Below are 11,360 nucleotides of genomic sequence, written 5' to 3' on the forward strand. Positions count from 1 at the left end.
CACCGGGTGCTCACAAAAGTTCGCCACGCATTCAGAAATGAAACATTCACGAGAATTATATAAAGACTAACATTATTCACAAAGGCCGTCATTCAGCCTCATCTCGGGGGTATTGACTGCCAGTGATTAATTCAGTCTGTTGGATTTAGCGCCTTCATTCATACCGTTTTGCCAGGCCTGTCGAAGTTCAGTGGCATTTGCACGGGTGTCGCAGCCTTCGGGGTAAATTTTGCCGGAAACCCCCCAGCCAAAGAGCAGATGGGTGGTGCAGATATCTTCCAGCCCTAGCGCATAGCCCTTCATATACGCATTATGATCGACTTTAGCATCATCAAGGTCGCTCGCCAGCCGTTCATCACTCCTGGCGACGATCCCGCTTCTCCCGTCGTCCAGGCCTTCACCGTACCAGTCGGTGCCGGTCCAGTGTGGGGAATCGGTGTAGGGATTTATCTGGCATCCGTTTAACAGAAGAATCAAAAGCGCACACAGGACGGGTTTCATAGGTTCCTCCAGATCAATGCTTTGAGCATAGTGCAGGCGTAACGAATCGCGAGTGGAATTTTTTGTTTACACATAAAGGCAAAATAAATGCGCTAAAAATGACATGTGTAAATTATTATTTACGGATTGTGGATTGAAATCTTTACCTTGTGTGGTATTGTTAGCTCAACCTCATTGAGGAAACCCTTTATCGCAAACGAGCATTACAGGAACGCCATCATGCAAAAAGACGCGCTGAACAACGTACATATTGCCGACGAACATATTCTGATCACCCCTGAAGTGCTGAAAGCGGAATTCCCGCTGACCGTTGAGCAGGAAGAACAGATTGCCCAGTCTCGTCAGACCATTTCCGATATTATTGCCGGTCGCGATCCGCGTCTGCTGGTGGTGTGCGGGCCTTGCTCGATCCACGATCCAGAAGCGGCGATTGAATACGCTCACCGTTTTAAAACCCTTGCCGCAGAGGTCAGCGATAGCCTCTACCTGGTCATGCGTGTCTACTTTGAAAAACCACGTACCACCGTGGGCTGGAAAGGGTTGATCAACGATCCTCACATGGATGGCTCGTTTGACGTTGAAGGCGGGCTGAAAATTGCGCGTCGTCTACTGGTCGAACTGGTGAGCATGGGCCTGCCACTGGCAACCGAAGCACTGGATCCGAACAGCCCGCAGTACCTGGGCGACCTGTTCAGCTGGTCCGCTATCGGCGCGCGTACCACCGAATCGCAGACGCACCGCGAGATGGCGTCCGGTCTGTCGATGCCGGTTGGTTTTAAAAATGGCACCGATGGCAGCCTGGCGACCGCGATCAATGCCATGCGTGCTGCCGCGATGCCGCACCGTTTTGTCGGCATCAACCAGGCGGGTCAGGTTTGCCTGCTGCAAACCCAGGGTAATCCGGATGGGCATGTGATCCTGCGCGGCGGTAAAGCGCCAAACTACAGTCCGGCAGACGTGGCACAATGCGAAAAAGAGATGGAGCAGGCGGGCCTGAAGCCGTCGCTGATGGTTGATTGCAGTCACGGTAATTCTAACAAAGACTACCGCCGTCAGCCTGCAGTGGCTGAATCTGTTGTGGCACAGATCAAAGATGGTAACCGCTCTATTATTGGTCTGATGATCGAAAGTAATATTCATGAAGGCAATCAGTCTTCCGAGCAACCACGTTGTGATATGAAGTACGGCGTGTCGGTGACGGATGCCTGCATCAGTTGGGAAACGACGGACGCGTTGCTGCGTGAGCTTGATAAAGATTTGCGTGGCCATCTGGCGGCTCGTCTGGCGTAAGAGGAATTTATGGTTGCTGAACTGACCGCGCTACGCGATCAAATAGATGAAGTAGATAAGGCGCTGCTGGGATTGCTGGCGCGCCGCCTGGAGCTGGTGGCTGAAGTCGGTGAAGTCAAAAGCAAGTACGGTTTGCCGATTTACGTCCCAGAGCGTGAGGCGTCAATGCTGGCATCTCGTCGCCAGGAGGCCGCTGCGCTTGGCGTTCCGCCCGATCTTATCGAAGACGTACTGCGGAGGGTGATGCGCGAGTCCTATTCCAGCGAAAATGACAAAGGCTTTAAAACGCTCTGTCCGCAGCTACGCCCGGTGGTTATCGTCGGCGGTGGCGGGCAGATGGGCCGCCTGTTTGAAAAAATGCTGACGTTGTCAGGTTATCAGGTGCGGATCCTCGAGAAAGACGACTGGGCCCGCGCCCAAGAGTTAGTCGCCGATGCGGGGATGGTTATCGTCAGCGTCCCGATTCATGCGACGGCGCAGATTATTGAGAAGTTACCTCCGCTGCCTGCGGATTGTATTCTGGTCGACCTGGCGTCGGTCAAAGCGGTGCCGTTACAGGCTATGCTCGCGGCGCACAATGGCCCGGTTCTTGGCCTGCATCCGATGTTTGGTCCCGACAGCGGCAGCCTGGCGAAGCAGGTGGTGGTTTACTGTGATGGCCGCCAGCCGGAAGCCTATCAGTGGTTCCTGGAACAGATTCAGGTTTGGGGCGCGCGTTTGCATCGCATCAGTGCGGTTGAACACGACCAGAACATGGCGTTCATTCAGGCGCTACGCCACTTTGCGACCTTTGCTTACGGCCTGCATCTGGCAGAAGAGAATGTCCAGCTGGAACAACTGCTGGCGCTGTCATCGCCGATTTATCGCCTTGAGCTGGCGATGGTAGGGCGATTGTTTGCGCAGGATCCGCAGCTTTACGCCGATATCATCATGTCCTCTCAGAGCAACATTGCCCTGATCAAACGCTACTATAAACGGTTTGGCGAGGCGATTGAGTTGCTGGATCAGGGCAACAAACAAGCCTTTATCGACAGTTTCCGCAAGGTCGAACACTGGTTTGGCGACTATGCCCAGCGCTTCCAGAGCGAAAGCCGGACGCTGTTACGCCAGGCTAACGACAGTCGACAATAAAAATAGTGCTTATACTCAAAAGCCAGAGGGGAAACCCGCTGGCTTTTTTTATAGGGAAACGAAAATGGCACAACCCGAAGTTTTGTTTAATTACACCGGTCATTTACCGGAATGCCCAACCTGGAGCGAGGCCGAACAGGCCCTTTATTGGGCTGATATCCTTGAGTATGAAATTCACCGCTACTGTCTCGCCAGCGGCGAGCATCAGGTCTTGCAGTTTCCCGAAGAGGTCGGCTGTTTTGCGCTGCGGGAAAAGGGCGGTTTTATCGTTGCGCTGCGCAGCGCCATATGGCTGAGCGATCGCCATGGACTGCTGGTGCGAAAAATCTGCGACAATCCAAGCAATCCGCAGTTGGCACGTTTTAACGACGGCGGGACCGACAGAGACGGGCGTTTCTATGCCGGAACATTTTGGGGGCCGGGTGATTACAACGGCGCGTTGCTGATGCGGGTCGATAATCAACTCAAACCGCGAGTTATTCAGTGCGATATTCATGGGGCCAACGGGCTGGCCTTTAGCGCAGATAAAAAATGGATGTACACCTCAGATACCCCGAACGGCGTTATCTACCGGACACCGTTGGATGAACAGGGTGAACCAGCAAAGCGGCAGGTCTTCCGCACCTTTAGCGCAGGGGAAGGCATCCCGGACGGCGCAGCGATGGATGAAGAGGGGTGTTACTGGATAGCGATGTTTGACGGTGGCAGAGTGGCGCGCTTCTCGCCTGACGGCCAACAGCTGGCGGAATATCATTTGCCGGTACGCCGCCCAACGATGGTCTGCTTTGGTGGGCCGGAGATGAAAACGCTGTTTATTACCACCACACGTGAAAATATGAGCGCCGAAGAGGTGCGACAATCGCCGCTCTCCGGTGCGATCTTCACCCTGCCTGTTGAGGTGGCAGGGATGAAGAAGTTGCCTTTTATCGAGGCTTAAACCGGGTCAACCGGCACCACGTTTTCGCTCGGATAACAGCCCAGCACTTTCATGGAGCGGGTGATTTCACCCAGCTCCTTGAGTGCTTTTTGCATCGCGGTCGATTCCAGATTGGCCTGTACGTCCAGGTAAAACATCTCTTCCCACGGATTACCGTAAATTGGGCGAGACTCCAGCTTAGTCATGATCAAATTATGATTACGTAGTACCAGCAGCGCCTCTACCAACGCACCGGCCTGCTGTCCGGTGGCGATCAGTAGTGTGGTTTTCGCCGGAACCTGATCGGAGACGTTAATCGCTTTCCGGGCCAGCACGATGAAACGGGTGATGTTCTGTGTCTGGTTTGCCAGATTGCGTTCCAGAACCTGTAGCCCATACAGCCCGCCTCCGGCTTCGCTGCCGAGAGCGGCAACATGGGGTGAATTCGCTTCGGCCACTTTTTCCATCGCCGCAGAGGTGCTTTCGGTATATTCGATTTTCCAGTGTGGATAGCGGTTCAGGAATTGGCTGCACTGCTGGAAGGGTTGTGGATGGCTGTAGACGGTTTCGATGTTATCCAGGCTGGTTGAGCCGGAAACCAGCACGCAGTGATCGATAGGGACCGTCATCTCGCCGACAATCGACAGGCTGGTGTGCTGCAACAAATCGTAGACGTCGTTGATAGCACCGGAACTGGTGTTTTCAATTGGCACCACCGCGTAATCGGCTTGTCCGGTTTCGACCTGATTAAAGATATCGGCAAACTTGGCGCAGCCGCTTTCGATAAATTGCTCGAAATGGCGGGCGGCGTACTGGCGGGCAGCGAGGTGGGAGTAAGAACCTTTCGGACCAAGAAATGCTACCCGGGCGGAGTGCGGATTGATTTTGTTCAGATGCTGCTGGAGCAACGCCTGCTGGGTCAACACGGAATCTTCAATAATCAGCTGGAACAGACGAGTGATGTAGTGCGCATCCAGATGGTGACTTTTCCCCAAGGCAATCAGGCGCTCTAGCAGGTCGCGTTCGCGGTCGATATCGCGGACAGGGCGATGCGACAACAGTTTCGCTTTGCCCACTTCTACCGCCAGCCCACGACGCTCGGCCAGCAGCGAGAGCAACTTTTCATCCAGCGCGCTGATCTTGTCGCGCAGAGCCAGTAACGGGTTTTCCGCAGTCATAATGTCGCCTTTCTTGTTATCAATAAAAAAGGCCCCCCGGTGTGGGAGGCCTTATTGTTCGTCTTCGCATTCTTTATCACACGACGAAACGCCTCCCAATCAGGGGAAGGTAAAAAAGAATGCGAAGAAGAACGGGACAGTTTTCATCAGGATTTCCTTGGAAGTACGCAGTTAAAGTAACCGTACTGTTTTCATGCTGTCAACCGCAAAAACGTTCGGGCACAAAAAACGCGCCCGAAGGCGCGTTGGATTAACACAGTTGATAAGGATTACTCTTGTTCAACGAAGTTGACGTCTTTCACCGATGCGTTGGCGCGACGTGCTTCCCCTTTGTGTTGCACTTTATTGAGCTGCCTTTCCAGCTTGTTGATCAATTCGTTAATGGCAGTGTACATATCTTCATGACGCGCGCTGGCAACCAGATGACCGTTAGGTGTGTGCATGGTAGCGTCGGCAACAAAACCCTGCGGCTCCTTAGACAGAATGATGTGTGGGTTAATCAGATGAGTTTGCCATTTTTCAAGTTTGGTGAGACGGTCTGCGACGTGCTGGCGGATAGCCGGAGTAATTTCCATTTGTTTACTGGTAATGTTCATTGTCATAAATTTTACCTCTTGTCTTTCCCGTCTTGGTGATTCCAGCATACCGTTCTCAATGTCAAAATGTGTGATGTAAATCACGTTATTTTGTCACTTTTTGTCAGTCAACGTATTTTGTGAGGCAGGACAGGAACAGGGGATTTAATACTTGAGGAATGCGAAAAAGAGGGCCATAGTTGATGGGATGACTGGGCGCTAAACCGCTTCAGCGCTGTGACGAATGCCAAAAAAAACGGCAGCCTTTAGGGCTGCCGTTTTCGTTATCAGAAACGCTTAGCTACTGGTCTTGCTGTCGTTGGCGGCGATGATTTTCGCCACTTTGTCAGCCTGCGCGGTCATCTGCATTTCGCGGTAGGCTTTTTCCATCTTCGGCAGTGCATCGCGGGTGGCCTGTGTGTCCGGGAAGTCACGGAGCATACCTTCAACACGATTAACGACCGCTACCCATGCGCCACGATCGGTGTAGTAATCCACCACCGACAGCTCATACTTCGCCAGGCGATCCTTCAGGAACACCATGCGCTTATAGGCGTCAGATGAGTACTGGCTTTGCGGGTAGCCGCGAACCAGTTTGGAGAAGTCATTGAATGCGTCACGGGCGTGTTGAGGATCGCGGTCAGAACGGTCAACGCCAAAGAAGCCCTGCAGCGCACTGTCATCCAGAGCCATGTTGGTCAGGCCACGCATATAGATGACGTAGTCAATGTTTGGGTGAGTCGGGTTGAGACGCATGAAGCGGTCGATAGCAGCCTGAGCCAGCGGCAGATCGGCGTTTTTGTAGTACGCATAAATCAAATCAAGCTGAACCTGCTGAGAATACGGGCCAAACGGATAGCGGTTATCGAGCGCTTCCAGTTGCGTTATCGCCTGTTTCCAGTTACCGTCCTGCAACTTTTGTTGAGCAGTCGCGTAGATTTCATTTGGCGGGCTATCAGGCACCTCTTCCTTTGAACCGGAGCAACCCGCCAAAGCCAGGCTCAGTGTGGCAAGGGCCACCAGGTATTTCATGCGCGTCATGACGTTTTGACTTTCCTCAGAATGTTTATGCGGGAGATTATCGTTCCTGCTCCCGATTAAGACCAGCTACAATAGCACACTATATTATACGGCGAAGCCGTAAAACCCAACGTTAAACGAAGAAGCTGTTTATGGCACAACAAGTACAACTCACCGCAACGGTATCCGAAAAACAACTCGGTCAACGCTTAGATCAGGCTTTGGCCGAAATGTTCCCGGATTATTCGCGTTCGCGTATAAAAGAATGGATCCTTGACCAGCGAGTGCAGGTCAATGGCGTCATTTGTGACAAGCCAAAAGAGAAAGTGTTGGGGGGAGAACGTGTCGCCATCAACGCTGAAATCGAAGAAGAAGCACGCTTCGAGCCGCAGGATATACCGCTGACAATCGTGTATGAAGATGACGACATAATCGTTATCAACAAACCGCGTGACCTGGTGGTGCATCCGGGCGCAGGGAATCCTGACGGGACTATCCTCAATGCTTTGCTGCATTACTATCCACCGATTGTCGATGTGCCACGAGCGGGGATTGTTCACCGTCTGGATAAAGACACTACCGGTCTGATGGTTGTGGCTAAAACCGTTCCGGCGCAGACGCGTCTGGTTGAAGCGCTGCAGCTGCGTGAAATCACCCGTGAATATGAAGCCGTGGCGATTGGCCACATGACATCGGGCGGAACGGTGGAAGAACCGATCAGCCGCCACCCGACCAAGCGTACCCACATGTCCGTACACCCAATGGGTAAACCGGCAGTGACTCACTATCGCATTATGGAACATTTCCGTGTGCACACGCGTTTGCGCCTGCGTCTGGAAACCGGACGTACGCACCAAATCCGCGTGCACATGGCCCATATTACCCATCCGCTGGTGGGCGATCAGCTTTATGGTGGCCGTCCGCGTCCGCCAAAAGGGGCATCGGAAGAGTTCATCACCGAACTGCGTAAATTCGATCGTCAGGCGCTGCATGCGACGATGCTTCGTCTGTATCACCCGATTACCGGGATCCAGATGGAATGGCATGCGCCTATCCCTCAGGATATGGTCGATCTTATTGCCGCGATGCGTGCCGATTTCGAAGAACACAAGGATGATGTTGCCTGGCTATGACCAAGATTATTGTTCCCCAGTGGCCGATGCCTGAGGGTGTCGGCGCGTGCAGTTCCACGCGTGTGGGCGGTGTGAGTGCATCGCCCTGGGATTCTCTCAATCTCGGTGCCCACTGTGGCGATAATCTGCAACACGTTGAAGAGAATCGTCGTCGTTTCTATGAAGCCGCGGCGTTTCCTTCGCGTCCGGTCTGGCTTGAGCAGGTTCACGGGAATGCAGTTTTGACCTTGACCGGAGGCGAATATGTCTCCAAAAAGGCAGATGCGTCCTACAGCAATCAGCCTGGTCTGGTGTGTGCCGTAATGACCGCCGACTGTTTGCCGGTGCTGTTTTGCAATAAGGCGGGAACCGAAGTCGCTGCTGCACATGCTGGCTGGCGTGGGCTGTGCGATGGCGTACTGGAACAAACCGTCGCTCATTTCCAGGATAAACCAGAAAACATTCTGGCCTGGCTTGGCCCGGCGATTGGTCCTCAGGCATTTGAAGTCGGCCCGGAAGTCCGTGAGGCTTTCATGGCCAAAGATACCCAAGCTGATAGCGCTTTCCGTCCGGCGGGCGAAAAATACTTCGCTGATATCTATCAGTTAGCCCGTCAGCGTCTGGCAAATGTCGGCGTTAAACAGGTGTTCGGCGGTGAACGCTGTACGCTAAGCGAAAAGGATGATTTTTTCTCTTATCGACGCGATCGGACCACCGGTCGTATGGCAAGTTTCATTTGGCTGATATAACCTAAAGAATCAAGACGATCCAGAAGGCTGACATATTTTTCACATAGTTCAGGTCTCTAACCTTGAATAATTGAGGGATGACCTCATTTAATCTCCAGTAGCAAAATTGACCTGTTATGGGAGGAGTTATGCGTCTGGATCGTCTTACCAATAAATTCCAGCTTGCTCTCGCCGATGCCCAGTCTCTTGCACTCGGGCACGACAACCAATTCATCGAACCTCTTCATTTAATGAGCGCACTTCTGAATCAGGAAGGGGGATCGGTACGTCCTTTACTAACCTCTGCTGGCGTAAATGCCGGGCAGTTACGCACCGCCATCGATCAGGCATTGAGTCGTTTACCGCAGGTGGAAGGTACCGGCGGTGACGTCCAGCCTTCTCAGGATCTGGTGCGCGTGCTGAATCTTTGCGACAAGCTGGCGCAAAAACGAAATGACAACTTTATCTCGTCAGAACTGTTCGTTCTGGCGGCGCTTGAATCACGCGGCACGCTGGCTGACCTGCTGAAAACTGCCGGAGCAACAACCGCCAATGTGACTCAGGCGATTGAACAAATGCGCGGAGGTGACAGCGTGAACGATCAGGGAGCCGAAGACCAACGTCAGGCTTTGAAAAAATATACGCTCGATCTGACCGAACGCGCCGAGCAGGGCAAACTTGACCCGGTGATCGGTCGTGACGAAGAGATTCGCCGTACCATTCAGGTATTGCAGCGTCGTACCAAAAACAACCCGGTGCTGATCGGTGAACCTGGCGTTGGGAAAACGGCGATAGTCGAAGGGCTGGCACAGCGTATCGTCAACGGTGAAGTGCCTGAAGGGCTGAAAGGCCGTCGAGTGCTGGCGCTAGATATGGGCGCGCTGGTGGCAGGGGCCAAATATCGAGGGGAGTTTGAAGAACGTCTAAAAGGCGTTCTCAACGATCTGGCGAAACAGGAAGGCAACGTCATTCTGTTTATCGATGAGCTGCACACTATGGTCGGGGCGGGGAAAGCGGACGGCGCGATGGACGCCGGCAACATGCTTAAGCCAGCGCTGGCCCGCGGTGAGTTGCACTGCGTCGGGGCGACAACGCTTGATGAATACCGTCAGTACATCGAGAAAGACGCCGCGCTGGAACGCCGATTCCAGAAAGTATTCGTCGCTGAGCCATCAGTCGAAGATACCATCGCGATATTACGTGGCCTGAAAGAGCGTTATGAATTGCACCACCATGTGCAGATAACCGATCCGGCGATTGTTGCTGCGGCGACGTTATCGCATCGTTATATTGCAGACCGACAACTGCCGGATAAAGCCATCGACCTGATAGATGAAGCGGCATCCAGCATTCGTATGCAGATAGACTCCAAGCCGGAAGAGCTGGACCGACTCGACCGCCGTATCATTCAGCTCAAGCTGGAACAGCAGGCGCTGAAAAAAGAGTCCGACGAAGCCAGCCTTAAACGTCTGGATATGCTTAATGAAGAACTGGACGACAAAGAACGGCAGTATTCTGAGCTGGAAGAAGAGTGGAAAGCAGAGAAAGCCTCGCTGTCCGGGACGCAAACTATTAAAGCTGAACTTGAGCAAGCGAAAATTGCTATCGAGCAGGCCCGTCGCGTGGGTGATTTGGCGCGAATGTCTGAACTGCAATACGGCAAAATTCCTGAACTGGAAAAACAGCTCGCGGTGGCGACCCAGTCTGAAGGCAAAACCATGCGTCTGCTGCGTAACCGCGTAACTGATGTCGAAATTGCTGACGTGCTGGCACGCTGGACCGGTATTCCTGTCGCCAGAATGCTGGAAGGCGAGCGTGACAAATTGCTGCGGATGGAACAACAGTTGCACAGCCGTGTGATTGGGCAGAATGAAGCAGTAGAAGCTGTATCGAATGCGATTCGTCGAAGCCGTGCTGGATTATCGGATCCCAATCGTCCGATTGGTTCGTTCCTGTTCCTCGGGCCGACCGGTGTCGGGAAAACCGAACTCTGTAAGGCGTTGGCTAACTTTATGTTCGACAGCGACGATGCGATGGTGCGTATCGATATGTCCGAGTTTATGGAAAAACACTCGGTTTCTCGTCTGGTCGGTGCGCCTCCGGGATACGTCGGTTATGAAGAGGGCGGTTATCTGACCGAAGCCGTTCGCCGTCGTCCGTATTCGGTGATTCTGCTTGATGAAGTTGAGAAGGCACACCCGGATGTGTTCAACATCTTATTGCAGGTGCTGGATGATGGTCGTCTGACGGACGGGCAGGGGAGAACGGTCGATTTCCGCAATACGGTGGTTATCATGACCTCCAACCTCGGTTCTGATTTGATTCAGGAACGTTTCGGCGAACTGGACTATGGACACATGAAGGATTTGGTGATGGGCGTTGTCAGCCACAGCTTCCGTCCAGAGTTCATCAACCGTATCGATGAAGTCGTGGTCTTCCATCCGTTGGGTGAGCAACATATCGCCTCGATTGCGAAGATTCAGCTTCAGCGTTTGTACCAGCGTCTCGAAGAGCGCGGCTATGACGTGCATATAGAAGATGATGCGCTGAAGCTGTTAAGCGAAAACGGCTACGACCCAGTGTATGGGGCGCGTCCTCTGAAACGTGCTATCCAGCAGCAGATTGAAAACCCGCTGGCGCAGCAAATCCTTTCTGGTGAGCTGATCCCGGGGAAAACAATCCGTCTGATGGTCAAGGATGACCGCATCGTGGCAGTGCAGTAAGTCACAAAAAAACAAAAACGGGCCCCCAGGGGCTCGTTTTTGTTTAAAAACCAGGCGAATATTTGCCTATTATTGATGTTTTGTATAAGTAGTGAGCGGTTGGTAAGTTTTTTTGAATTTAGACTTGCCGTCTCAGAATAACTCCCTATAATGCGCCTCCACTGACACGGAACAACGGCAAGCAAG

Annotated in this window: 11 protein-coding genes and 1 other annotated feature; of the genes, 6 read left to right on the plus strand and 5 right to left on the minus strand. The window is 53.0% G+C overall.

Annotated features, from left to right (window positions below; translation table 11 throughout):
• Nucleotides 1-126: 126 nt before the first annotated feature.
• Nucleotides 127-501, minus strand: coding sequence for a DUF2799 domain-containing protein (locus SIK69_RS14310; protein ID WP_319629029.1), 375 nt, complete (start codon nucleotides 499-501; stop codon nucleotides 127-129).
• Between the two features lie 219 nt (nucleotides 502-720).
• Between SIK69_RS14310 and aroF the strand changes: the two genes are divergently transcribed.
• The 3 genes from aroF (at nucleotide 721) to SIK69_RS14325 (ending at nucleotide 3,859) form a co-directional block, all read left to right on the plus strand.
• Nucleotides 721-1,791 carry a 3-deoxy-7-phosphoheptulonate synthase AroF gene (aroF, locus tag SIK69_RS14315; RefSeq protein ID WP_319629028.1) on the plus strand — a complete coding sequence of 357 codons (1,071 nt, stop codon included), beginning with the start codon at nucleotides 721-723 and terminating at the stop codon, nucleotides 1,789-1,791.
• 9 nt (nucleotides 1,792-1,800) lie between these two features.
• The gene (gene tyrA / locus SIK69_RS14320; RefSeq protein ID WP_319629027.1) at nucleotides 1,801-2,922 is read left to right on the plus strand and encodes a bifunctional chorismate mutase/prephenate dehydrogenase; all 1,122 of its coding nucleotides are present in this window, start codon (nucleotides 1,801-1,803) and stop codon (nucleotides 2,920-2,922) included.
• A gap of 64 nt (nucleotides 2,923-2,986) precedes the next feature.
• Nucleotides 2,987-3,859 carry an SMP-30/gluconolactonase/LRE family protein gene (locus SIK69_RS14325; RefSeq protein WP_319786408.1) on the plus strand — a complete coding sequence of 291 codons (873 nt, stop codon included), beginning with the start codon at nucleotides 2,987-2,989 and terminating at the stop codon, nucleotides 3,857-3,859.
• Here SIK69_RS14325 and pheA read toward each other — a convergent pair.
• The 4 genes from pheA to bamD all read right to left on the minus strand — a co-directional run bounded on the left by pheA (nucleotide 3,856) and on the right by bamD (nucleotide 6,632).
• Nucleotides 3,856-5,016 (minus strand): bifunctional chorismate mutase/prephenate dehydratase, encoded by a 1,161-nt coding sequence (gene pheA, locus SIK69_RS14330; protein WP_319629025.1) that lies wholly within the window; start codon nucleotides 5,014-5,016, stop codon nucleotides 3,856-3,858. The two genes, SIK69_RS14325 and pheA, sit on opposite strands and share 4 nt — an antisense overlap.
• Before the next feature lie 22 nt (nucleotides 5,017-5,038).
• Nucleotides 5,039-5,164: a sequence feature (Phe leader region), on the minus strand.
• Nucleotides 5,116-5,163 (minus strand): pheA operon leader peptide PheL, encoded by a 48-nt coding sequence (gene pheL / locus SIK69_RS14335; RefSeq protein WP_106913046.1) that lies wholly within the window; start codon nucleotides 5,161-5,163, stop codon nucleotides 5,116-5,118. It overlaps the preceding feature by 48 nt.
• A 121-nt stretch (nucleotides 5,165-5,285) precedes the next feature.
• Complete coding sequence (gene raiA, locus SIK69_RS14340; protein WP_319629024.1) at nucleotides 5,286-5,618, minus strand: ribosome-associated translation inhibitor RaiA; 333 nt, start codon at nucleotides 5,616-5,618, stop codon at nucleotides 5,286-5,288.
• 270 nt (nucleotides 5,619-5,888) lie between these two features.
• Nucleotides 5,889-6,632, minus strand: a complete 744-nt coding sequence (gene bamD, locus SIK69_RS14345; RefSeq protein ID WP_319786409.1) for an outer membrane protein assembly factor BamD — start codon at nucleotides 6,630-6,632, stop codon at nucleotides 5,889-5,891.
• Nucleotides 6,633-6,763: 131 nt separating this feature from the next.
• Here bamD and rluD point away from each other — a divergent pair, with 131 nt between their 5' ends.
• The 3 genes from rluD to clpB all read left to right on the plus strand — a co-directional run bounded on the left by rluD (nucleotide 6,764) and on the right by clpB (nucleotide 11,174).
• Nucleotides 6,764-7,744 (plus strand): 23S rRNA pseudouridine(1911/1915/1917) synthase RluD, encoded by a 981-nt coding sequence (gene rluD, locus SIK69_RS14350; RefSeq protein WP_319629022.1) that lies wholly within the window; start codon nucleotides 6,764-6,766, stop codon nucleotides 7,742-7,744.
• Nucleotides 7,741-8,472: a purine nucleoside phosphorylase YfiH gene (gene yfiH, locus SIK69_RS14355; RefSeq protein ID WP_319786410.1), complete on the plus strand. Its 732-nt coding sequence runs from the start codon at nucleotides 7,741-7,743 to the stop codon at nucleotides 8,470-8,472. The genes rluD and yfiH overlap by 4 nt, the downstream gene beginning before the upstream one ends.
• Nucleotides 8,473-8,600: 128 nt before the next feature.
• Nucleotides 8,601-11,174 carry an ATP-dependent chaperone ClpB gene (gene clpB / locus SIK69_RS14360; protein ID WP_319786411.1) on the plus strand — a complete coding sequence of 858 codons (2,574 nt, stop codon included), beginning with the start codon at nucleotides 8,601-8,603 and terminating at the stop codon, nucleotides 11,172-11,174.
• Nucleotides 11,175-11,360 lie beyond the last annotated feature (186 nt).

Origin of the sequence: Scandinavium lactucae, assembly GCF_033843265.1 — a bacterium.
GTDB classification, from domain to species: Bacteria; Pseudomonadota; Gammaproteobacteria; order Enterobacterales; family Enterobacteriaceae; genus Scandinavium; species Scandinavium lactucae.

What these genes read in the sequence shown, in the direction of transcription:
- SIK69_RS14310 (WP_319629029.1), bottom strand. Translation starts at nt 501, where the DNA reads ATGAAACCCGTCCTGTGTGCGCTTTTGATTCTTCTGTTAAACGGATGC.
- aroF (WP_319629028.1), top strand. Translation starts at nt 721, where the DNA reads ATGCAAAAAGACGCGCTGAACAACGTACATATTGCCGACGAACATATT.
- tyrA (WP_319629027.1), top strand. Translation starts at nt 1,801, where the DNA reads ATGGTTGCTGAACTGACCGCGCTACGCGATCAAATAGATGAAGTAGAT.
- SIK69_RS14325 (WP_319786408.1), top strand. Translation starts at nt 2,987, where the DNA reads ATGGCACAACCCGAAGTTTTGTTTAATTACACCGGTCATTTACCGGAA.
- pheA (WP_319629025.1), bottom strand. Translation starts at nt 5,016, where the DNA reads ATGACTGCGGAAAACCCGTTACTGGCTCTGCGCGACAAGATCAGCGCG.
- raiA (WP_319629024.1), bottom strand. Translation starts at nt 5,618, where the DNA reads ATGACAATGAACATTACCAGTAAACAAATGGAAATTACTCCGGCTATC.
- bamD (WP_319786409.1), bottom strand. Translation starts at nt 6,632, where the DNA reads ATGACGCGCATGAAATACCTGGTGGCCCTTGCCACACTGAGCCTGGCT.
- rluD (WP_319629022.1), top strand. Translation starts at nt 6,764, where the DNA reads ATGGCACAACAAGTACAACTCACCGCAACGGTATCCGAAAAACAACTC.
- yfiH (WP_319786410.1), top strand. Translation starts at nt 7,741, where the DNA reads ATGACCAAGATTATTGTTCCCCAGTGGCCGATGCCTGAGGGTGTCGGC.
- clpB (WP_319786411.1), top strand. Translation starts at nt 8,601, where the DNA reads ATGCGTCTGGATCGTCTTACCAATAAATTCCAGCTTGCTCTCGCCGAT.